Origin of the sequence: Bordetella genomosp. 1 (genome assembly GCF_002261335.1) — a bacterium.
Classification (GTDB): Bacteria; Pseudomonadota; Gammaproteobacteria; order Burkholderiales; family Burkholderiaceae_B; genus Bordetella.
Window position 1 is genome coordinate 266,402 of sequence record NZ_NEVL01000002.1, and the last position, 20,480, is coordinate 286,881.

Annotated in this window: 21 protein-coding genes; 17 read left to right on the forward strand and 4 right to left on the reverse strand. The window is 67.5% G+C overall.

Features of this window, described 5'->3' with window-relative positions:
* Positions 1-8 precede the first annotated feature (8 nt).
* From CEG14_RS25670 to CEG14_RS06450, 4 genes are read left to right on the forward strand one after another with little or no spacing between them, the layout of a single operon-like run.
* Entirely contained in the window at positions 9-221 is a 213-nt protein-coding gene (locus tag CEG14_RS25670) for a hypothetical protein (RefSeq protein WP_141243292.1), read from the forward strand.
* Positions 222-277: 56 nt separating this feature from the next.
* On the forward strand, positions 278-1,462 hold the full coding sequence (locus CEG14_RS06440) for an ABC transporter substrate-binding protein (RefSeq protein ID WP_094825537.1): 1,185 nt from the start codon (positions 278-280) through the stop codon (positions 1,460-1,462).
* A 24-nt stretch (positions 1,463-1,486) separates the two neighbouring features.
* The gene (locus CEG14_RS06445; RefSeq protein WP_094825538.1) at positions 1,487-2,365 is read left to right on the forward strand and encodes a branched-chain amino acid ABC transporter permease; all 879 of its coding nucleotides are present in this window, start codon (positions 1,487-1,489) and stop codon (positions 2,363-2,365) included.
* A complete protein-coding gene (locus CEG14_RS06450; protein WP_094825539.1) occupies positions 2,362-4,851 on the forward strand; it encodes a branched-chain amino acid ABC transporter ATP-binding protein/permease in 2,490 nt (829 codons plus the stop codon). The genes CEG14_RS06445 and CEG14_RS06450 overlap by 4 nt, the downstream gene beginning before the upstream one ends.
* Positions 4,852-4,864: 13 nt before the next feature.
* Here the strand turns inward: CEG14_RS06450 and CEG14_RS06455 are convergent, their stop codons facing one another.
* Positions 4,865-5,542 (reverse strand): winged helix-turn-helix transcriptional regulator, encoded by a 678-nt coding sequence (locus CEG14_RS06455; protein WP_094825540.1) that lies wholly within the window; start codon positions 5,540-5,542, stop codon positions 4,865-4,867.
* A gap of 115 nt (positions 5,543-5,657) precedes the next feature.
* Here CEG14_RS06455 and CEG14_RS06460 point away from each other — a divergent pair, with 115 nt between their 5' ends.
* From CEG14_RS06460 to CEG14_RS06475, 4 genes are read left to right on the forward strand one after another with little or no spacing between them, the layout of a single operon-like run.
* Positions 5,658-6,554, forward strand: coding sequence for a LysR family transcriptional regulator (locus tag CEG14_RS06460; protein ID WP_094825541.1), 897 nt, complete (start codon positions 5,658-5,660; stop codon positions 6,552-6,554).
* 52 nt (positions 6,555-6,606) lie between these two features.
* The gene (locus CEG14_RS06465; RefSeq protein ID WP_094825542.1) at positions 6,607-7,587 is read left to right on the forward strand and encodes a diacylglycerol/lipid kinase family protein; all 981 of its coding nucleotides are present in this window, start codon (positions 6,607-6,609) and stop codon (positions 7,585-7,587) included.
* On the forward strand, positions 7,584-8,399 hold the full coding sequence (locus tag CEG14_RS06470) for a metallophosphoesterase family protein (protein WP_094825543.1): 816 nt from the start codon (positions 7,584-7,586) through the stop codon (positions 8,397-8,399). Before CEG14_RS06465 ends, CEG14_RS06470 begins: the two co-directional genes overlap by 4 nt.
* A 31-nt stretch (positions 8,400-8,430) precedes the next feature.
* Entirely contained in the window at positions 8,431-9,186 is a 756-nt protein-coding gene (locus tag CEG14_RS06475) for a phosphatase PAP2 family protein (RefSeq protein WP_094825544.1), read from the forward strand.
* Here CEG14_RS06475 and CEG14_RS06480 read toward each other — a convergent pair.
* Genes CEG14_RS06480 through CEG14_RS06490 form a run of 3 tightly spaced genes read right to left on the reverse strand, consistent with a single transcriptional unit; the run spans position 9,164 to position 10,675 of the window.
* The gene (locus CEG14_RS06480) at positions 9,164-9,604 is read right to left on the reverse strand and encodes an NAD(P)-binding domain-containing protein (protein WP_094825545.1); all 441 of its coding nucleotides are present in this window, start codon (positions 9,602-9,604) and stop codon (positions 9,164-9,166) included. The genes CEG14_RS06475 and CEG14_RS06480 overlap by 23 nt on opposite strands.
* Positions 9,601-10,038: a PaaI family thioesterase gene (locus tag CEG14_RS06485; protein ID WP_094825546.1), complete on the reverse strand. Its 438-nt coding sequence runs from the start codon at positions 10,036-10,038 to the stop codon at positions 9,601-9,603. Before CEG14_RS06485 ends, CEG14_RS06480 begins: the two co-directional genes overlap by 4 nt.
* 1 nt (position 10,039) lies before the next feature.
* Complete coding sequence (locus CEG14_RS06490; protein WP_094825547.1) at positions 10,040-10,675, reverse strand: TetR/AcrR family transcriptional regulator; 636 nt, start codon at positions 10,673-10,675, stop codon at positions 10,040-10,042.
* Between the two features lie 331 nt (positions 10,676-11,006).
* Here CEG14_RS06490 and CEG14_RS06495 point away from each other — a divergent pair, with 331 nt between their 5' ends.
* The 9 genes from CEG14_RS06495 to nuoH all read left to right on the forward strand — a co-directional run bounded on the left by CEG14_RS06495 (position 11,007) and on the right by nuoH (position 20,463).
* Positions 11,007-12,116 carry a porin gene (locus CEG14_RS06495; RefSeq protein ID WP_094825548.1) on the forward strand — a complete coding sequence of 370 codons (1,110 nt, stop codon included), beginning with the start codon at positions 11,007-11,009 and terminating at the stop codon, positions 12,114-12,116.
* Positions 12,117-12,309: 193 nt separating this feature from the next.
* A complete protein-coding gene (locus CEG14_RS06500) occupies positions 12,310-12,669 on the forward strand; it encodes an NADH-quinone oxidoreductase subunit A (protein ID WP_094825549.1) in 360 nt (119 codons plus the stop codon).
* Positions 12,670-12,708: 39 nt separating this feature from the next.
* Entirely contained in the window at positions 12,709-13,185 is a 477-nt protein-coding gene (locus CEG14_RS06505) for a NuoB/complex I 20 kDa subunit family protein (protein ID WP_066132774.1), read from the forward strand.
* Between the two features lie 79 nt (positions 13,186-13,264).
* Positions 13,265-13,897, forward strand: a complete 633-nt coding sequence (locus tag CEG14_RS06510) for an NADH-quinone oxidoreductase subunit C (RefSeq protein WP_176461401.1) — start codon at positions 13,265-13,267, stop codon at positions 13,895-13,897.
* A 2-nt stretch (positions 13,898-13,899) separates the two neighbouring features.
* A complete protein-coding gene (locus CEG14_RS06515) occupies positions 13,900-15,156 on the forward strand; it encodes an NADH-quinone oxidoreductase subunit D (protein ID WP_094825551.1) in 1,257 nt (418 codons plus the stop codon).
* A gap of 41 nt (positions 15,157-15,197) precedes the next feature.
* Positions 15,198-15,692, forward strand: coding sequence for an NADH-quinone oxidoreductase subunit NuoE (gene nuoE / locus CEG14_RS06520; protein ID WP_094825552.1), 495 nt, complete (start codon positions 15,198-15,200; stop codon positions 15,690-15,692).
* Positions 15,689-17,056, forward strand: coding sequence for an NADH-quinone oxidoreductase subunit NuoF (nuoF, locus tag CEG14_RS06525; protein ID WP_094825553.1), 1,368 nt, complete (start codon positions 15,689-15,691; stop codon positions 17,054-17,056). Before nuoE ends, nuoF begins: the two co-directional genes overlap by 4 nt.
* A 15-nt stretch (positions 17,057-17,071) precedes the next feature.
* Positions 17,072-19,399, forward strand: a complete 2,328-nt coding sequence (gene nuoG / locus CEG14_RS06530; RefSeq protein ID WP_094825554.1) for an NADH-quinone oxidoreductase subunit NuoG — start codon at positions 17,072-17,074, stop codon at positions 19,397-19,399.
* On the forward strand, positions 19,399-20,463 hold the full coding sequence (nuoH, locus tag CEG14_RS06535) for an NADH-quinone oxidoreductase subunit NuoH (RefSeq protein WP_094825555.1): 1,065 nt from the start codon (positions 19,399-19,401) through the stop codon (positions 20,461-20,463). Before nuoG ends, nuoH begins: the two co-directional genes overlap by 1 nt.
* The last annotated feature ends 17 nt before the right edge of the window (positions 20,464-20,480 follow it).

The window sequence follows — 20,480 nt, forward strand, 5'->3', positions numbered from 1 at the left end:
TTGCTCCCATGAGTGCACTGTTTTTGTGCGTGTCGGGTGTGGCCGGGGCGGTGGCGGCAGGCGCGTCGAAGACGCCGTCCAAACCGTTTTTCCCGCCAATAAACCGATTGATTGTCGGCAATAAATACCAATGGATTGCCGGCAAAAATACCTGGGTACACAAGCAAACCCTGTGCCAGGATTCGCGACGAAAAAAGAAAACTGGCATGGCTTTTGCTTGAAGCGGGACAGGGCCGACCCACGCGCCTTCACCAACGAACCCCTTCGGGAGAATTCCATGTCTCGTCTTTCTCGCCGCACCTTTGTCTGCACCGCATTCGCCCTGTTGAGCGCCGGATTCGGCACGCAGGCCCTGGCCGCCGAGCCGATCAAGATCGGTCTGATCACCGCGCTGTCGGGCCAGTCGGCCCTGGCCGGCGAAGCCATTTCGCGCGGCATGCTGGTGGCGATCGACGAGATCAATGCCCGCGGCGGCCTGCTGGGCGGCCGCAAGCTCGAGCTGGTGCGCCGCGACGACGAGGCCAATCCCGCCAAGGGCGTGGTGGCCGCGCGCGAGTTGATCTACAAGGAGAAGGTCGCCGTGATCTTCGGCGGGCTCGACACGCCGGTGTCGATGGCCATCGTGCCGCTGGTGAACCAGGCCAAGATGCCCTTCATGGGGCCCTGGGCCGCGGGCACGCCGATCACCAAGAACGGCGCCAATCCCAACTATGTGTTCCGCGTCTCGGCGGTCGACGAGATCGTCGACGTGGGCATGGTCGATTACGCCCAGAAGAACTTCAAGACCTCGAAGTTCGGCCTCGTCATGGTCAACAACCCGTGGGGCGAGTCCAACGAAAAGGGCCTGGTGGCCGCGCTCAGCGCCAAGGGCCTCAAGCCGGTGGGCAGCGAAAAGTTCGAAGGCAACGACGTCGACGTCGTGCCGCAGCTCACGCGCCTGAAGGCGGCCGGTGCCGACACGCTGTTCATGGTCGGCAACGTCGGCCCGTCGGCACAGGTGGTCAAGTCGCTCGACCGCATGGGCTGGAAGGTGCCGGTCGTGTCGCACTGGGGCCCCGCAGGCGGCCGCTTCACCGAGCTCGCCGGCCCCAATGCCAAGGAAGTCCACTTCGTGCAGACCTACAGCTTCTTCGGCAAGCAGTCGCCGGTGGGCGAGAAGGTGATCGCCGCGCTCAAGGCCAAGTATCCCGACGTGAAGGGCCCGGAAAACATCACGCCGGCCGTGGGCGTGGCCAACGCCTATGACGCCATGCAGCTCACCGCGCTGGCCATCGAACGCGCGGGCTCGACCGACGGCGACGCGATCCGCCAGGGCTTCTACAAGATCGACAGCTACGACGGCCTCATCAAGCAATACAAGCTGCCCTTCACGCCGACCGTGCACGACGCGCTGAGCGACAAGGACTACGTCTGGGCGCAGTTCATCGACAACCGCATCCTGCCCGTCGGGATGGCGCAGTAAGCCCGCGGGCTCACGGAGAAGACAATGCAGTTGCTGGCGGCGCTGATCAGCGGGCTGGGCCTGGGGAGCATGTATGGCCTCATGGCCCTGGGTTTCCACATCACCTATTCGGTCTCCGGGACCGTCAACTTTGCCCAGGGCAGCTCGATGATGCTGGGCGCGGTGCTCTGCTTCACCTTCGCCCAGACCTTGGGCTGGGGCATGGCGCCGGCGATCCTGCTCGCGTTGATCTGCTGCGCGCTGTACGGGCTGGTGGTCGAGTTCGTGGCGGTGCGGCCTTTCGCCGCACGCGGCTCGAACGCCTGGCTGATGTCCACCGTGGCGCTCGGCATCGTGCTCGACAACGTGGTCATGCACACGTTCGGCAAGGAGCCGCGCAGCCTGCCCTCGCCGCTGGCGGTCGCGCCCATCGAGGTCGCCGGCCTGGGCCTGGGCGTGTACCCGCTGCAACTGCTGATTCCGCTCATGGGCCTGGCGCTCGCCGCGGTGCTGCATCTGGTGGCGCGCCGCACGCGCTGGGGCACCGCGCTGCTGGCGGTGGTGCAGAACCGCGATGCCGCGCGCCTGATGGGCATTCCGATCAAGCGCGCGGTGGCCGCCGCCTTCGCGGTGTCCACGCTGTTCGCCGGCGTGGCCGGCATCCTGATCGCGCCGCTGTTCAACGTGAACGCCGACATGGGCACGCTGTTCGGCCTGAAGGCCTTCGCGGTGGCGATCCTGGGCGGCATCAGCTCCGCGTGGGGCGTGATGCTGGCCGGCCTGATCTTCGGCATCGCCGAGGCGCTGGTCACCGTCACGCTGGGCTCGGGCTATACGCAGATCATCACATTCGCCCTGGTCATCGCGGTGCTCGCCGCGCGGCCCAATGGCCTGTTCGGACGGGCGGAGGTCAAGAAAGTATGAACGCCAAATCATTCGCGGCGGGTGCCGCGCTGGTGTCGCTGGCACTGGTGCTGGCGCTCACCCTCAATAGCTACTACGTATTCGTGCTCGCCAACATCGCGCTGATCGCGATCGTCGGCATCGGCCTGAACGTGCTGCTCGGCCTGACCGGCCAGGTCTCGTTCGGCCACGTGGGCTTCTACGCCATCGGCGCCTACACGGTGGCGATCCTCACCACCAAGGTGGGCTGGGGCTTCTGGCCGGCCTGGGCGGCCGGCACGCTGCTGGCCGCCGCCATGGGCGCGCTGCTGGCGCTGCCGGCCTTGCGCGTGAAGGGGCCCTACCTGGCGATGATCACCATCGCGTTCAGCTTCATCGTGCAGCACGCGGCGGTGGAGATGCGCGACCTCACCGGCGGCCAGAGCGGCATCATGGGCATCCTGCCGCCGCAGCTCTGGGCCGGCTGGGGCCCCGAACAGACGGTGGCCATCCTCGCCATCGTCACCGCCACGATCGTGCTGGTGGCCTACGCGCTGCTGGCACGCGGCAGCTGGGGCGCCGCGATGCGCGCGGTCAACGACAGCGAGACCGCGGCGCAGTCGATCGGCCTGAACCCGCTGGTCATCAAGACGGCCGCGTTCACGATCTCGGCCGCCGCGGCCGGGCTCGCCGGCGGGCTGTTCGCGCCGCTCTCGAGCTTCGTCACCGCCGAGACCTTCAGCTTCATGCAGTCGATCCTGTTCGTGCTGGTCGTGATCGTGGGCGGCGCGGGCACCGTGGCCGGCCCGATCATCGGCGCGCTCATCGTGGGCGTGCTGCCCGAGCTGCTGGCATCGCTCGAGGCCTACCGGCTGCTGTTCTTCGGCGCCTTGCTGCTGCTCGTGCTGTGGGTCGCACCCGATGGCGCGGTGGGCCTGTGGCGCCAGCTGTGGCGCGGCGCAAAGCCAGCCGTCGCACCACGCGCGGCCGCGGCCGAGCCCGCCGTGGCCGAGGTGGCGCTGCCGCGTCGGCCGCGCCAGGTGCTGTCGGCGCAGGGCCTGGGCATCACGTTCGGCGGCGTGCGCGCCGTGAGCGAGCTGTCGATGACGGTGCCCGAGGGCGCGGTCACCAGCCTGATCGGCCCCAACGGCGCGGGCAAGACCACCGCGCTCAACATGATGAGCGGCTTCTACCGGCCGTCCGCCGGCGGCTTCACGCTGGGCGCGCGCGCGCTCGCCGGCCAGCCGGCCTTTCGCATCGCCCGCGCCGGCATCGCCCGCACTTACCAGACCTCGCAGCTGTTCGGCACCTTGAGCGTCGAGGACAACGTGGTGCTGGCCATGGCGCGCGGTCGGCTCGGCGGGCTGTTTTCTGCCAGCCGCTTCCACGGCGCGCCGGCACGGGCGCAGGCGCGTGCGCTGCTGGCGTTCTGCGGCTACACCGGCGCGCCCGACGCGCCCGCCGCCGGCCTGGCGCACGTCGATCGCCGCCTGGTCGAGATCGCGCGGGCACTCGCCACCGATCCGGACGTGCTGCTGCTCGACGAGCCCGCGGCCGGTCTGTCGCGCGAAGACAAGGACACGCTGGCCGCGCTGCTGCGCCGCATCGCAGAGGCCGGCGTCGGCGTGGCGCTGGTCGAGCACGACATGGCGCTGGTGATGGCGATTTCGAATCAGCTCGTGGTGCTGGATGCCGGTCGCCGCCTGGCGGTGGGCACGCCGGCCGAGGTCCAGAACGACCCGGCCGTGAAGCAGGCCTACCTGGGCGAATCGTTGCAGACGCAAGCACCGGTCGAGCGTCCGCCGCGGGCGGCCGGACCCGAACTGCTGGGCGTGGCCGACCTCGTGGCTGGCTACGGCGCCGAGCCGGTGCTGCACGGCATCAGCCTGCAGGTGCGCAGCGGCGAGATGGTGGCGCTGCTCGGCGCCAACGGCGCGGGCAAGTCGACCCTGATGCGCACGCTGGCGGGCCTGCATCGCAGCCAGTCGGGCGGCATGCACATCGACGGCCACCAGCTCGAAGGCCGGGCCGCCGAGGATATCGTCGGCCTGGGCCTGGTGCTGGTGCCGGAAGGGCGGCAGGTGTTCCCGGAGCTGTCGGTGCTGGACAACATCCGCCTCGGCGCCTTCCTGGATCCGACCGACCGCGAGGCGCGCGTCGAGGAGATGCTGCAGCGCTTCCCGCGCCTGCGCGAGCGGCTGCACCAGCGTGCCGGCCTGCTGTCCGGCGGCGAGCAGCAGATGCTGGCCGTGGCGCGCGGCCTGATGAGCCGGCCGCGCGTGCTGCTGCTCGACGAGCCCTCGCTGGGCCTGGCGCCCAAGGTCATCGCGGAGCTGTTCGCCGCGCTCGACCGGCTGCGCAACGAGAACATGACGATCCTGCTGGTGGACCAGATGGCCGGGCTCGCGCTGGCGCTGGCCGACCGGGCCTACGTGGTCGAGGGCGGCCATGTGGTCGCGCAGGGCACGGCGGCCGAGATCGCGGCCAACGACGACCTCGCCAACGCCTATCTGGGCGGCCACGCCTGAGGCGTGGCGCGCGTCAGGGCCCTGGCCGCGCGGCCGGGGCCGGCGCGGGCAGGGTGAACAGCCCGACGAAGCGCGCCAGCGCGGCGCGCTCGCCCGTGAGCTGCGCCTGGCCGGCGCGCAGCACGGCGTCGAGGTCGGCGCCGGCGTAGGTGAGGGCGGCCAGCACCTCGGTGCTGGCGCGTACCGTGGCCTGCGCGTCGGCGCGCGTGCCGCGCGCGATCGCGAAACGGCCGTCGCGCACCTCCACCGCATAGCGGCCCTGGGCCATCTCGATCTGCAACCGCAGCGGCGGACCGCTCAGCGCATTCGGATCCGCCATGGCGCGCCACGACAGCGCCAGCGCGTCGTCGCTCAGCGGCAGGGCCTGCGGCAACTGCGGCGAGCGTGCGCCCCAGGCACCCAGGCCGAGCACGATGGGCTCGAGCTGCTGGCCCCATTCGGTGAGCTCGTACACCCAGGCGCCCGCGGGCGGCGGCAGCTTGCGCCGCCGCAGCACCGCGCCCGCCTCCAGTTCGGTGAGGCGCTGGGTGAGGACGTTGGGACTGATGGCGGGCAGGCCAATGCGCAGGTCGGTGAAACGCTTGGGCCCGAGCAGCAGCTCGCGTACGATCAGCAGGGCCCAGCGTTCGCCGATCAATTCCAGCGCGTGCGCGCTGGCGCATCCGTCGTCGTAACTGCGTTTGCCTGCCATCGTGTTGCCGTCGCGCCGCCAGGGGCCGCCGTGAGAAAGGAGCTTCGATATTAGGAGCGCCGCTGCGGCCCGGCAAGCCCGGCGCGCCGCGCCGGCCAGCCCATACAATGCTCCCATGACGCTCAAACAGCTCGAAGCCTTCTACTGGGCCGCCACCTGCGCGAGTTTCGCGGTCGCGGCCGATCGTCTGCACCTGTCGGTATCGTCGCTGTCCAAGCGCATCGTCGAGCTCGAAGAGGCGCTCGGCCATGCGCTGTTCGACCGCACCGGCCACCGCGCCGTGCTCACCGCGGCCGGCGAACGCCTGGTGCCGCAGGCGCGCGACCTGCTCGCCGCGGCCGACGCCATCCGCACCACGATGGATGCGCGTCACGACCTGGCCGGCCGCTGCCGCTTCGGCGTGGGCGAGCTGAGCGCGCTCACCTGGCTGCCGGGGCTGATCGGCCGCGTGCGCCAGGCGCATCCGGCGCTGGCGCTCGAACCCTACGTGGACATCGGCCAGGTGCTGGAGCGCCGGGTGGCCGACGGCGAGCTCGACTTCGCCGTGGTGGCGGGGCGCTCGTCGCGCAGCGGCATCGTGTCGGTACCGGCCGGGCAGGCCCACTTCGTCTGGGTCGGCGCGCCGCGCGTGGTCGGCGCCGCCACCACGCTCACGCCCGAGCTGCTGCAGCGCTGCCCGCTCGTCACGCTGCCCGAGGGCGCGGGCACGCATCGCGTGCTCGAACCCTGGCTCGATCACCTGGGGCAGAACGAGCAGCGGCTGTCGTGCAACAACTGGGGCGCTATCGTCGGCATGCTGATCGAAGGCACCGGCATCGGCGTGCTGCCGCGCCAGTGGGCCGTGCAGCTGCAGGCGCAGGGCAGCCTGCGCATCCTGGCCAGCGATCCCGAACCCGCCGCGCTTTCCTACAGCGTGCAGTATCGGCGCGACGACACCCGCACCCTGGTGCAGAAGATGCGCGAACAGGTGCTCGCGAGCCTGGATTTCAACGCGGCCTGTCGCATTCCGTAGCGCCCGGCGCGTGCGGGTTGCGGCCGTGTCGGGGCCGGGCTATCTTTGGTTCATGACTTCAGCCCCGCCGACCGGCTCAGCGCCGGCCCGCTCCCTGAGCGGCACCGAACCTTTCTTCATCGTCCTCAACACCGGCTCCGGCCGCGAGGATGCGCACACCACGCGCGACACCATCGCCCGCATCCTCGACGAGGGAGGGCGGCGCCACCAGATCATTGCCGTCGAACGCGGCGCCGACCTGCCGCGCGCCGCGCGCGAGGCGCTCGAGCTCGCCCGCGCGCAGGATGGCGTGGTGGTGGCCGCCGGTGGCGACGGCACGCTCAACGCGGTGGCCAGCGTGGTGCTGGGCTCCGGCGTGCCGTTCGGCATCCTGCCGCAGGGCACCTTCAACTTCTTCGGCCGCGCCTACGGCATCTCGCAGGACACCGAGGTCTCGACGCGCGCGCTGCTGCAGGCGCAGATCGAGCCGGTCCAGGTGGGCATGCTCAATGGCCGGCTGTTCCTGGTCAATGCGAGCCTGGGCCTGTATCCGCAGTTGCTCGAAGACCGCGAGGCCTACAAGCAGCGCTATGGCCGCAGCCGCCTGGTGGCGCTGTGGTCCGGCCTGGTCACACTGTTCCGTCCGCACCGGCAACTGCGCATCACGCTGACCCAGAACGGCGTCGAGCGGCAACTGCGCACGCCCACGGTGGTGGTCGGCAACAACACGCTGCAGCTGCAGCGCATCGGCATTCCCGAGGCCGAGGCCACGCAGCAGGGCCAGCTGGTGGCCATGACGGTGCGGCCGGTCGGCACCCTGGCGCTCTACGGCCTGCTCGTGAGCGGCCTGTTCAGCCGGCTGGGCGAGGCCGACCAGGTCATCAGCTTTGCCTTCGACAAGCTCGGCATCGGCCTGGGCCGCCGGGTGCGCCGCGTGAAGGTCGCGATGGACGGCGAGATCAGCTGGATGCAGACGCCGCTCATGTTCGAGGTGGCCGCCGACCGCCTGCCGTTGCTGGTGCCGCCGCCCGAGCTGCGGCTGGAGCCGGCATGACGCGTCTGCTGCATCTCTCGGACACGCATTTCGGCACCACCGTCGAGCCCGTGCTGCACGCGGTGCGCGAGCTGGTCGCGCAGGCGCAACCCGACCTGGTGCTGGTCGGTGGCGACATCACCCAGCGCGCGCGGCGTGGCCAGTTCGCGCTGGCACGCGACTTCATCCGCAGCCTGGGCCGGCCGGTGCTGGCCGTGCCCGGCAACCACGATATTCCGCTCTTCAACGTCTTTGCGCGCGCGCTCAACCCCTACGGCAACTATCGCCGCGCGCTGGGCGCCACCCTCGAGCCGGTGTTCGACGGCGACCAGCTCCTGGCCATCGGCGTGAACAGCACGCGGCCGCGCCGGCGCAAGGACGGCGAAGTGTCGCCGGCCCAGGTCCAGCGCGTGGCCCAGCGCCTGCGCGCCGCGCGGCCCGGGCAGCTGCGGGTGGTGCTGATGCACCACCCGGTGCGCGCGGTCGAGGAGAGCGACACCGCCAACCTGCTGATCGGCCGCGAGCTGGCCGTGCCCGCCTGGGTCGACGCGGGCGTCGACCTGATCCTCGGCGGCCACATCCACCTGCCCTACGTGGTGCCGCTGTTCGGCAGCCAGGGGCCGCAGGGCCGCGGCGCCTGGGCGGTCCAGGCCGGGACCGCCACCTCGTGGCGGGTCCGCGGCAGCGTGCCCAACTCGCTCAACATCATCGAGCATGCGGTGGGCACCGACGAGCCGGATGCCTGCACCATCGAGCGCTGGGACTTCGACGCGGCCACCGGCGCGTTCGCCCGCGCCGCCGCCCATCCTCTGATCTTGCACCGTCCTGACTGAACCCGGGACACCCTTCCGGGGTCGATATTGCATGAATGAATACGCTGTCTGGGTCGCGACCCATCCGTGGTGGTTTCTTCTGGGCGTGCCCGCGCTGGCCGGACTCGCGTCGGCGGCCGCCTGGCAATTGCTGATCGGGCTGCCGCCTGGGCGCCGCCGCACCGGGGTGTTTCTCGCCATGGCGGGCGTGTCGGGGCTGATCTTTCTCGGGCTGGCGCTGGCGGTGCGGCAGGAGGGCGGGCTGGTCGCCTTCGACCTGGCGCTGGCCCAGGCGCTGAGCCTGGCGATGCCGACCGCGCTGCTGTGGCTGATGTCCTGGTTCACCCACTTCGGCGACCGCAACCTGCTCACGGTGCTGGCGATCGGCCTGCTGCTCGGCCTGCTGTGGCGGCGCCAGTTCGTGCTGGCCGCGGGCAGCGTGGCCGCCACCGCCGGGGGCGGGGCGCTCAACTGGCTGCTCAAGCACGCCTTCGAGCGGGTGCGCCCGGAACACACCCACGGCTTCACCGAGGCCACCGGCTGGAGCTTTCCGAGCGGCCATGCCTCGGCCGCCATGGCGGTCTACGGCTTCTCCTGCTACCTGCTGCTGCGCCTGCTGGCGCCGCGCCATCGCGTGATCTGCGTCGCCGTTTCCGCGGCATTGATCGCGGCGATCGGCGTGAGCCGGGTGCTGCTGCAGGTGCATTTCCTGAGCGACGTGGTCGCGGGCTTCGCGGTCAGCGCCTTGTGGCTGGCGCTGTGCGTGGCCCTGACCGAGGGCGCGCTCAAGGCCCGCGCGGCGCGATGAGCGCGAGCAGCGCCGCCGGCTCGGCCGCGTCCGCGTAGCCGGCGCCCGCGCTGCGCACCGCGTCGCCCAGGCGCTGCGTCCAGCGCGGGTCGCGCGCGCACAGGTCGACGATGAGTTTGCCGGCCACGTCGGCGTTGACCTGGCCGTCGCTGTAGCGCGCCAGGGTGCGGTCCACGGCGTGCCCGTCGGGCAGGGCCAGCACGATCACATCCGACTCGCGCAGGGCCTCTTCCACATTGGCCGCCAGCGTGGCGAGGCCGCGGAAGGTCTCGCAGCGCGCCCCGTCCGGGTCATAGACCGTCAGCGCGAGCTCGGGGCAGTTCGCCGCAACGTCGCGCGCCGCCGCGCAACCCGCCTCGCTGAGGCCGATCACGCTGACGCCGTGCCAGGCGGGCTGGGGGCGGGCGGCGGCGCTCATGGCGCCGGCACCGACCAGGTGCTGACCACGTGCGCAAGCGGCGTGTCGTCGTGCTCGGCATGCAGCACGACCTCGCCCGCGCTCAGCCGGCCCACCTTCAGCAGCCGCGCATCCGCCACGATGGCGCCGGCGGGGCTGCCGCGCAGGAAGTTGATGGTGAGGCTCGCCGTCACGGCCCGCGCATTGCCGGTGGCGCCCACCACGGCGGCGTAGAGCGCGAGGTCGGCCAGGCCCATCAGCATCGGGCCGGCCACGATGCCGCCGAGCCGCTGGTGCGTGTCGCGCGCCGGCAGCACGGCGCGCGCCGTGCCATGGCCGATCTGCGTGACCTCGATGCCCAGGACGAGCGAGAAGGGATGTTGTTCGCGCAACAATTCCGCGAACTGCGCCGGCGTGATGCGCGCGGCGGGCGATGCCGTCAGAGGGTGATCCACGTCAGCTTTGCTCCAGGCGGGTGCAATAGTGATCCAGCAGGGTCTCGGCGTGCTGGTCCAGGGATTTGAGGCGGCGCGTGTGATAGAGCAGCAACAGGCCCATCAGGTAGGTGAACACCGTCATCTGTTCGAGCGCGATGCGCTCGGGCGGCCAGGCGCGGGTGCGCGCCAGCGCCTGGCCGATCAGGTCCACGCACTGGGCCAGCCTGGCATTGAGGCGGTCGTCCAGGTCGCGGCCCAGGCCATGCGGCGCCAGGCCGCGATATAGATAGAGGCCGAGCGAGAACTCGGTGGGACGCTCGGCGTAGAAATTGAAGAAGGCCTGCACGGCACGGCGCGCGGCCCGGGCCGCGCTGCCGCTCTGCAGCTCGGTCGACAGATGCGCATGCAGGCGGTCGAGCGATTCCTCCAGCAGTACCCCATAGATCGCCTCCTTGCCGTCGAACAAGGGGTAGATCGCGCCGGTGGTGCAGCCCGCCTCCTTGGCGATGGCGCGGATGGTGGTCGCCTCCAGCCCGTCGCGCTCGAACACGCGCTCCGCGGCGTCCAGGATGATGCGCCGGCGCACCGCGCTCATCCGGTCGGCGCGCCGGGCGGCGGGTTCGGGCGGGGAGACGCTGTCGGGAGAGGTGGTCATGGCGTGCCGGGGCAGGAGATAGCGGTGGTATTTTCAAATAACAGCGTTATCAGCATACGCCGGATCCCGCGCGCCGGGGCGTTGCGCGGCCAAACCCGCAGGGGAGAACGGGCTAGGGTTAGCCCGTGGGTGCCGGAACTATGGGGGACGGGATGTTGCAAGATCCCAACAATGCGGCCGCAAAGCACGTGTTTTCTGAGCCCGACCATAGCCAGTCTTGGGGATTTTTGATGCAATAGCGTCAACTTCCCTTCGCGGAGTTAGGGGGGCGGCAGGCCAGAATTTGCTGTGTTGCTGCTCTTTGTCACTCAAATCAACGGAGATTTCTTAAATGAAAAAGACTCTGCTCGCTGCCGCCCTGCTCGCCGGTTTCGCCGGTGTTGCTCAGGCGGAAACGTCGGTCACGCTGTACGGCATCATCGACACCGGTATCGGCTACAACAAGGTCAAGGGCGACGGCTTCAGCGAAAGCCGTGTCGGCATGATCAACGGCGTGCAAAACGGTTCGCGCTGGGGTCTGCGTGGTCGTGAAGATCTGGGTGACGGCCTGCGCGCTGTGTTCCAACTGGAATCGGGTTTCAACTCGGGCAACGGTAACTCGGCTCAAGGCGGCCGCCTGTTCGGTCGTCAAGCCACGATCGGTCTGGCCAGCGACTCCTGGGGTCAAATCGACTTCGGTCGTCAAACCAACATCGCGTCGAAGTACTTCGGCTCGATCGATCCGTTCGGCGCCGGCTTCGGCCAAGCCAACATCGGCGTTGGCATGAGCTCGACCAACACCACCCGCTACGACAACATGGTCATGTATCAGACCCCGTCGTTCAGCGGCTTCCAGTTCGGCGCTGGCTACTCGTTCTCGGCTGACGACACCGCCGGTGCTCAGCGCGTTGGCTTCGCCACCGCCGACAACGTTCGTGCGATCACCGCTGGTGCTCGTTACGTCAACGGCCCGCTGAATGTCGCGATCGCCTACGACCAACTGAACGCCTCGAACAACCAATCGCAAGCCGCCGTTGACGCCAAGCCGCGTTCGTACGGTATCGGCGCTGCGTACGACTTCGAAGTGGTCAAGGTCTCGGCCGCCTACTTCCGCACCACCGACGGCTGGTTCACCACCTCGAACCCGACCGGCCTGACCGGCGACGCCGCCTTCGGCACCAACGCCTTCGCTGACGGCTTCAAGGCCAACAGCTACCTGGTGGGTCTGTCGGCCCCGATCGGCGGCGCTTCGAGCCTGTTCGGTTCGTGGCAGCGCGTTGACCCGTCGAACGACGTCCTGACCGGCGGCGATTCGAACATGAACGTGTACAGCCTCGGCTACACCTACGACCTGTCCAAGCGTACCAACCTGTACGCCTACGGTTCGTACGCCAAGAACTACGCGTTCCTGGACGACGTCAAGAGCACCGCTGTCGGCGTCGGTATCCGCCACCGCTTCTAATCACGTGCGGGGCGCAAGCCCCGCTGTGTGATGCACAAGCGCACGGACAGACCTTCGCCCTGTCCGTGAAAAAGCCACCCGAAAGGGTGGCTTTTTTCATGATTGGAATACTCTATTCAACGCATTGAGTTCAGCCGGGAGTCACCGCGCAAATGCTACAATCTGAAGGTTTGTGCTTTTGACGGACGTCTGAATGAACCTGCAACAGTATTTTCCCGTCCTGCTGTTTATCGTGGTGGCCACAGGTATCGGCTTCGCACTGTTAACGGCTGGCTCTCTCCTGGGGCCGCGGCGTCCCTACGCCGAAAAGCTTTCGCCCTACGAGTGCGGTTTCGAGGCCTTTGAAGATGCACGTATGAAGTTCGACGTGCGCTACTACCTGGTGGCGATCCTCTTCATTCTGTTCGATCTGGAAATCGCCTTTTTGTTCCCGTGGGCCATCGCGCAGGGCACCGTGGGCATCGTCGGCTTCTGGACGGTCATGGTTTTCCTCGCCGTTCTCACGGTCGGCTTCATCTATGAATGGAAAAAGGGCGCGCTCGACTGGGAGTGATGCATCGCGCATCCCCTGGGCACGCTAGCAGAGACGAATATGGCTATTGACGGCATTCTCAAGCAAGGCTTCATCACCACCAGCGCCGACAAGTTCATCAACTGGGCAAAGACCGGTTCGATGTGGCCCATGACCTTTGGTCTGGCCTGTTGCGCGGTCGAGATGATGCATGCGGGCGCGGCCCGCTACGACCTCGACCAATTCGGCATCATCTTCCGCCCCAGCCCGCGTCAGTCCGACCTGATGATCGTGGCCGGCACGCTGTGCAACAAGATGGCGCCGGCGCTGCGCAAGGTCTACGACCAGATGCCGGAGCCGCGTTGGGTGGTCTCCATGGGCTCCTGTGCCAATGGCGGCGGTTACTACCACTACTCGTATTCGGTGGTGCGCGGCTGCGACCGTATCGTTCCGGTCGACGTGTATGTGCCCGGGTGCCCGCCCACCGCCGAGGCGCTGGTCTATGGTCTGCTGCAAATGCAGAACAAGATCCGCCTGACCAATACGATTGCGCGCTGAGTCGCCTGCAGGCAGCGCGGGCGCCTGACGGCGGCTCGTGCGCGGCGAAGCAGTGTCCCGGTTTACCTATGCGTACAAGATGATGACCAGGCTCGAAACCCTGAAAAACAATTTGCAGGCCACCCTCGGCCAGGATATTGCCCTGACCGAAGACATCGGCGAACTCACGCTCGAAGTCGCGGCCGACCAGTGGCTCACGGTGTGCAACAAGCTGCGCACCGAGCCCACGCTGCGGTTCGAAAGCTGTATCGACCTGTGCGGCGTGGACTACCTCACCTGGGGCAACGCCTCGCGTGCCGCGCAGGCTGACGAGAAGGTGGCCGGTCCGCAGCAACGCGGCCGTTTCGCCGTGGTGATCCACCTGCTGTCGATCGAACACAACTGGCGCCTGCGCGTCCGTGCGTTCACGCCCGACGACGAGTTCCCGCTGATCTCCTCGCTGCTCGAGTGCTGGCCCGGCGTGAACTGGTACGAGCGCGAGGCGTTCGACCTGTACGGCATCGTGTTCGAGGGCCACCCCGACCTGCGCCGCATCCTCACCGACTACGGTTTCATCGGCCACCCGTTCCGCAAAGACTTCCCGCTGTCGGGCACGGTCGAAATGCGCTACGACCCCGAACAGAAACGCGTCATTTACCAGCCGGTCACCATCGATCCGCGTGAAATCACGCCGCGCGTCGTGCGTGAAGACTCCTACGGCATGGGGCGTTAATCATGGCAGAAATCAAGAACTACACGCTCAACTTCGGCCCCCAGCATCCGGCCGCGCACGGTGTGCTGCGCCTGGTGCTCGAGCTCGACGGCGAAGTGATCCAGCGCGCCGATCCGCACATCGGCCTGCTGCACCGTGCCACCGAAAAGCTGGCCGAGCACAAGACCTATCTCCAGGCGCTGCCCTACATGGACCGCCTCGACTACGTGTCGATGATGTGCAACGAGCACGCCTATTGCATGGCCATCGAGAAGCTGCTGGGCATCGAAGCCCCGCTGCGCGCGCAGTACATCCGCGTGATGTTCGATGAGATCACCCGCATCCTGAACCACCTGATGTCGCTCGGCTCGCACGCCCTCGACGTGGGCGCGATGGCGGTGTTCCTGTATGCCTTCCGCGAGCGCGAAGACCTGATGGACTGCTACGAAGCGGTCTCGGGCGCGCGCATGCACGCGGCCTACTACCGTCCGGGCGGCGTCTACCGCGACCTGCCGGACGCGATGCCGCAGTACGGCACCTCCAGCAAGTATCGTGGCGACAAGGAACTGCGCGTGATGAACGACGCGCGTTCGGGCTCGATGCTGGACTTCATCGAAGACTTCACCAACCGCTTCCCGGCCTGTGTCGACGAGTACGAAACGCTGCTCACCGACAACCGCATCTGGAAGCAGCGCCTGGTGGGCATCGGCGTGGTCGATCCCGATCGCGCCAAGGCGCTGGGCTTCACCGGCCCGATGCTGCGTGGCTCGGGCGTGGCCTGGGACCTGCGCAAGACGCAGCCCTACGAAGTCTATGACCTGCTCGACTTCGACGTGCCGGTCGGCGTGAACGGCGACTGCTACGACCGCTACCTGGTCCGCGTGAACGAACTGCGCGAGAGCAACCGCATCATCCGCCAGTGCGTGGAATGGCTGCGCAACAACCCGGGTCCGGTGATGGTCGAGAACCACAAGGTGGCCCCGCCCAAGCGCACCGCCATGAAGACCAACATGGAAGAGCTGATCCATCACTTCAAGCTCTTCACGGAAGGTTTCCACGTTCCCCCGGGCGAGTCGTATGCCTCGGTGGAACACCCGAAGGGCGAGTTCGGCATCTACATGGTGTCGGACGGTGCCAACAAACCTTACCGCCTGAAGATTCGGGCGCCCGGTTTTGCCCACCTGCAATCGCTCGATGAAATGTCGCGCGGCCACATGATTGCCGACGCCGTCACCATCATCGGTACGCAGGACATCGTTTTCGGCGAAATCGACCGCTGATCCTTCAGTCTAGAGCGCCCGCATAAATCCGGATTCAAACTATGCTGCTTTCCGCACAGGCCTACCAGAAAATCGATCGGGAACTGGCCAAGTTCCCGGCCGACCAACGGCAGTCGGCGATCATGGCCTCGCTTGCCATCGCGCAAGAAGAGAAGGGCTGGTTGCCCGCCGAAATCCTCGAAGACGTGGCCAAGTACATTGGCGTCCCGCCCATCGCGGTCCAGGAAGTCGCCACGTTCTACAACATGTTCGACGTCAAGCCCGTCGGCCAACACAAGATCGCAGTGTGCACGAATCTGCCCTGTGCCTTGCGTGATGGCGAACGTGCTGGCGATTACCTCAAGCGCAAGCTCGGGGTCGATTACCGCGAAACGACCGCCGACGGCAAATTCACCCTCATCGAGGGCGAGTGCATGGGCGCCTGCGGCGATTCGCCGGTCGTGATCGTGAACAACAAGCATATGTGCGTGCGCATGACCGAAGAGAAGCTCGACGCGCTGGTCGACGGCCTGAAGGCGCAAGGAGACTCGGCATGAACGCGCCGGAACTGTACAAGCGGTTGGCCCAGGGCCTGGAGCCCAACCCCTCGAACGACCTGTCGACCTCGATGGTCTTCCACGGCCGGCACATCCAGCCGCAGATCATGGCCGACGTCAACGGCGACAACTGGCGCCTGGCCGACTACGTCAAGCGCGGCGGCTACGAGGCCCTGCGCAAGATCCTGACGACCGGCATGAAGCCCGAGGACGTGATCGCCGAAGTGAAGGCATCGGGTCTGCGCGGCCGTGGCGGCGCGGGCTTCCCGACCGGCCTGAAGTGGAGCTTCATGCCGCGCGCGTTCCCGGGCCAGAAGTACCTCGTCTGCAACTCCGACGAAGGCGAGCCCGGCACGTTCAAGGATCGCGACATCCTGCGCTTCAATCCCCACATCGTGATCGAAGGCATGGCGATCGCCGCCTACGCCATGGGGATCAGCGTCGGCTACAACTACATCCACGGTGAAATCTTCGAAGTGTACGAACGCTTCGAAGAGGCGCTCGAAGAGGCCCGCGCGGCCGGCTTCCTGGGCGACAAGATCCTGGGCACCGACTACAACTTCCAGCTGCACGCGTTCCACGGCTACGGCGCCTACATCTGTGGCGAAGAAACCGCGCTGCTCGAGTCGCTCGAAGGCAAGAAGGGCCAGCCGCGCTTCAAGCCGCCGTTCCCGGCGAGCTTCGGCCTGTACGGCAAGCCCACCACGATCAACAACACCGAGACCTTCGCGGCGGTGCCCTGGATCATCCGCAACGGCGGCCAGGCCTACCTCGAAGTCGGCAAACCCAACAACGGCGGCACCAAGCTGTTCTCGATCACCGGCGACGTCGAACGTCCCGGCAACTACGAGATCCCGCTCGGCACCCCGTTCTCGACCTTGCTCGAGCTGGCCGGCGGCATGCGCGGCGGCAAGAAGCTCAAGGCCGTGATTCCTGGCGGCTCCAGCGCCCCGGTGCTGCCCGCCGACATCATGATGGAATGCACGATGGACTATGACTCCATCTCCAAGGCCGGCTCGATGCTGGGCTCGGGCGCCGTCATCGTGATGGACGAAACGCGTTGCATGGTGAAGTCGCTGCTGCGTCTGTCGTACTTCTACTTCGAAGAGAGCTGCGGCCAGTGCACGCCGTGCCGTGAAGGCACCGGCTGGCTCTACCGCATGGTGCATCGCATCGAAACCGGCCAGGGCCGTCCGGAAGATCTGGACATGCTCGACAACGTGGCCAGCAACATCATGGGTCGCACGATCTGCGCCCTCGGTGATGCCGCCGCCATGCCCGTTCGCAGCTTCATCAAGCATTTTCGCGACGAATTCGCGCACCACATCGAGCATAAGTCTTGTGTGGTCCCGCAATATCTGTAGGTCTCAGGAACAGCAATGGTTGAACTAACCGTCGACGGCAATCAGGTCGAAGTGCCGGAAGGCAGCATGGTGATGCATGCGGCCCAAAAGATCGGCCTGTATGTGCCGCATTTCTGCTACCACAAGAAACTGTCCATCGCGGCCAACTGCCGCATGTGCCTGGTTGAAGTGGAAAAGGCGCCCAAGGCGCTGCCCGCCTGCGCCACGCCTGTCACCAATGGCATGGTCGTGCACACGTGCTCCGAGAAAGCCAAGGCCGCCCAGAAGTCGGTCATGGAATTCCTGCTGATCAATCACCCGCTGGATTGCCCGATCTGCGACCAGGGTGGTGAGTGCCAGCTGCAGGATCTGGCCGTGGGCTATGGTGGCTCGGCCTCGCGCTACGCCGAAGAAAAGCGCGTGGTGTTCCACAAGGATCTCGGCCCGCTGGTGTCGGCCGAGGAAATGTCGCGTTGCATCCACTGCACCCGCTGCGTGCGCTTCGGCCAGGAAATCGCCGGCGTCATGGAGCTGGGCATGCTGGGCCGCGGCGAGCATTCCGAGATCACCTCGTTCGTGGGCCGCTCGATCGAGTCCGAGCTCTCGGGCAACATGATCGACATCTGTCCGGTCGGCGCGCTGACCTCCAAGCCGTTCCGCTACAGCGCCCGTACCTGGGAACTGGCGCGTCGCCGCTCGGTCAGCCCGCACGACAGCGTGGGCGCCAACCTGGTCGTCCAGGTCAAGGGCGACCGCGTGCTGCGCGTGGTGCCGTTCGAAAACGAAGACGTCAACGAATGCTGGATCAGCGACCGCGACCGTTTCTCGTACGAAGGCCTCAACAGCGAAGACCGCCTGGCCGCGCCGATGATCAAGGGCGCCGACGGCAAGTGGCAGGAAGCCTCGTGGGCCGACGCCCTGCAGGCCGTGGCCCAGGGTCTGTCGCGCGTGCGTGAAAGCTTCGGCGCCGGCCAGATCGGCGCGCTGGCTTCCGAATACGCCACCACCGAAGAATTCGCGCTGCTCAACCGCCTGGTGCGCGCGCTGGGTTCGGAAAACATCGACTTCCGTCTGCGCCAGACCGATGCCGGTTTCGACGCCGCCCTGTCGGGCGCGCCGTGGCTGGGCATGGCCATCGCCGACCTCGACACCGCCGACCGCGTGCTGGTCGTGGGTTCGTTCCTGCGCAAGGACCATCCGCTGATGGCCCAGCGTCTGCGCCAGGCCGCCAAGCGCGGCACGCAGATCCTGCTGGTCGACAGCGCCGCCGACGATCCGCTGATGCCGGTCACCGGCCGCCTGACCCTCGGCCCGTCCGAGCTGGCCCGCGGCCTGGCCGAAGTGGCCGTCGCGCTGGCCCAGGCCAAGGAACAGGCCGTGCCGGCCGAGTTCGCCAACGTCACGCCGGGCGAGGATGCCAAGCGCATCGCCGCCAGCCTGGCCTCGGGCTCGAACACCGCCGTGCTGCTGGGCAACCTGGCCGTGGCGTCGCCCGCCGCCAGCACCCTGGCCGCCAACGCGCAGGCCATCGCCCGCCTGGCCGGTGGCAAGTTCGGCTTCCTGACCGCCGGCGGCAACACCGTCGGTGGCTATCTGGCTGGCGCCGTGCCGGGCAAGTCCGGCAAGAACGCCGCCCAGATGCTGGCCGAGCCGCTCAAGGCCTACATCGTGCTGCACGCCGAACCGGCGCTCGACGCCGACAACGGCCCGCAGGCCCTGGCCGCGCTGTCCGGCGCCCAGTTCGCCGTCGCGCTCACCCCGTTCCGCTCGTCGGCACAGGACTGGGCCGACGTGATGCTGCCGGTCTCGCCGTTCACCGAAACCTCGGGCACCTACGTCAACGCCGAAGGCCGCGCCCAGAGCTTCAAGGGCACGGTCGCGCCGTTCGGCCAGACCCGTCCCGCCTGGAAGGTCCTGCGCGTGCTGGGCAACGTGCTGCACCTCGCCGGTTTCGAGGAAGAAACCTCGGAAGCCGTGCGTGATGCGGCGCTGGCCGGTGGCATCGAAGGCCGCCTGTCCAATGAGATCAAGGCCGCTCTCGGCCTGGGCAAGCCCGCCGGCGCGCTCGAGCGCGTGGCCGACGTGCCGATCTTCCGCAGCGACGCCATCGCGCGCCGTTCCGAACCGCTGCAGGCTGCGGCCGCCTCGCGTGCACCCCGTGCGCGCATGAACGGCCGCACGCTGGCAGCGCTGAACCTGACCGCCGGTGTGCGGGTGCGGGTCGCGAGCGCGCAGGGCGCGGTCGAACTCGAAACCGTGCAGGACGACGCCGTGGCCGACAACGCCGTGCGCATCGCCGCTGCGTTCGCAGACACCGCCGCCCTGGGTGGCGCCTTCGGTCAAATCAGCGTGGAGCGTGCCTGATGGAATGGCTCAATCTTCAGGGTACGGCGCTGCTCGGACCCACGGCATGGATGGTGGTCTGGACCGTCATCAAGATCGTTGTAATCGCAGTGCCCATCATCCTCTGCGTGGCATATCTCACGCTGTGGGAACGCAAGATGATCGGCTTCATGCACGCCCGCCTGGGACCGACTCGCGTCGGTTTCAAGGGCCTGCTGCAGCCGTTCGCAGACGTGTTCAAGCTGCTCACCAAAGAAGTGGTGGTGCCGTCCGAGGCCAACAAGGTGCTGTTCATCGTGGCACCGGTGGTCACGCTCATGCCGGCCCTGGCCGCGTGGGCGGTGGTGCCGTTCGGTCCTGACGTGGTCCTGGCCAACGTCAACGCCGGCCTGCTCTACGTGATGGCGATCACCTCGATCGGCGTGTATGGCGTGATCGTGGCCGGCTGGGCCTCGAACTCGAAGTACGCGTTCCTGGGCGCGCTGCGTGCCTCGGCCCAGATGGTGTCCTACGAACTGGCGATCGGCTTCGTGCTCGTCACGGTGCTGCTGGTTTCCGGCAGCCTCAACATGAGCGAGATCGTGCTGGGCCAGAACCGCGGCTGGTTCGCCGAACGCGGCATTTCGTTCATGTCCTGGAACTGGCTGCCGCTGCTGCCGCTGTTCGTGATCTACGTGATCTCGGCCGTTGCCGAAACCAACCGCCACCCGTTCGACGTGGTGGAAGGCGAATCGGAAATCGTGGCCGGCCACATGGTCGAATACTCGGGCATGGCGTTCGCGCTGTTCTTCCTGGGCGAATACGCCAACATGATCCTGCTGTCGTGCATGGCATCGATCATGTTCCTGGGTGGCTGGATGTCGCCGATCGACATCGCGCCGCTGAACTGGATCCCGGGCTGGATCTGGCTCGGCATCAAGACCTTCTTCGTGGTCTCGTTGTTCGTGTGGTTCCGTGCGTCGTTCCCGCGCTACCGCTACGACCAGATCATGCGTTTGGGCTGGAAGATTTTCATCCCGCTGACCGGCGTGTGGCTGGTCGTCGTGGCGGTCTGGATGCAGACGCCCTGGAACATTTGGCGCTAAGCCGCCGGATTGAGGCT

Coding starts and splice junctions, on each gene's coding strand:
- CEG14_RS06505 (WP_066132774.1), top strand. CDS start 12,709: ATGGCTATTGACGGCATTCTCAAGCAAGGCTTCATCACCACCAGCGCC.
- CEG14_RS06495 (WP_094825548.1), top strand. CDS start 11,007: ATGAAAAAGACTCTGCTCGCTGCCGCCCTGCTCGCCGGTTTCGCCGGT.
- CEG14_RS06480 (WP_094825545.1), bottom strand. CDS start 9,604: ATGAGCGCCGCCGCCCGCCCCCAGCCCGCCTGGCACGGCGTCAGCGTG.
- CEG14_RS06490 (WP_094825547.1), bottom strand. CDS start 10,675: ATGACCACCTCTCCCGACAGCGTCTCCCCGCCCGAACCCGCCGCCCGG.
- CEG14_RS06470 (WP_094825543.1), top strand. CDS start 7,584: ATGACGCGTCTGCTGCATCTCTCGGACACGCATTTCGGCACCACCGTC.
- CEG14_RS06475 (WP_094825544.1), top strand. CDS start 8,431: ATGAATGAATACGCTGTCTGGGTCGCGACCCATCCGTGGTGGTTTCTT.
- CEG14_RS06500 (WP_094825549.1), top strand. CDS start 12,310: ATGAACCTGCAACAGTATTTTCCCGTCCTGCTGTTTATCGTGGTGGCC.
- CEG14_RS25670 (WP_141243292.1), top strand. CDS start 9: ATGAGTGCACTGTTTTTGTGCGTGTCGGGTGTGGCCGGGGCGGTGGCG.
- nuoG (WP_094825554.1), top strand. CDS start 17,072: ATGGTTGAACTAACCGTCGACGGCAATCAGGTCGAAGTGCCGGAAGGC.
- CEG14_RS06440 (WP_094825537.1), top strand. CDS start 278: ATGTCTCGTCTTTCTCGCCGCACCTTTGTCTGCACCGCATTCGCCCTG.
- CEG14_RS06450 (WP_094825539.1), top strand. CDS start 2,362: ATGAACGCCAAATCATTCGCGGCGGGTGCCGCGCTGGTGTCGCTGGCA.
- nuoE (WP_094825552.1), top strand. CDS start 15,198: ATGCTGCTTTCCGCACAGGCCTACCAGAAAATCGATCGGGAACTGGCC.
- nuoH (WP_094825555.1), top strand. CDS start 19,399: ATGGAATGGCTCAATCTTCAGGGTACGGCGCTGCTCGGACCCACGGCA.
- CEG14_RS06460 (WP_094825541.1), top strand. CDS start 5,658: ATGACGCTCAAACAGCTCGAAGCCTTCTACTGGGCCGCCACCTGCGCG.
- CEG14_RS06515 (WP_094825551.1), top strand. CDS start 13,900: ATGGCAGAAATCAAGAACTACACGCTCAACTTCGGCCCCCAGCATCCG.
- CEG14_RS06510 (WP_176461401.1), top strand. CDS start 13,265: ATGATGACCAGGCTCGAAACCCTGAAAAACAATTTGCAGGCCACCCTC.
- CEG14_RS06445 (WP_094825538.1), top strand. CDS start 1,487: ATGCAGTTGCTGGCGGCGCTGATCAGCGGGCTGGGCCTGGGGAGCATG.
- nuoF (WP_094825553.1), top strand. CDS start 15,689: ATGAACGCGCCGGAACTGTACAAGCGGTTGGCCCAGGGCCTGGAGCCC.
- CEG14_RS06455 (WP_094825540.1), bottom strand. CDS start 5,542: ATGGCAGGCAAACGCAGTTACGACGACGGATGCGCCAGCGCGCACGCG.
- CEG14_RS06465 (WP_094825542.1), top strand. CDS start 6,607: ATGACTTCAGCCCCGCCGACCGGCTCAGCGCCGGCCCGCTCCCTGAGC.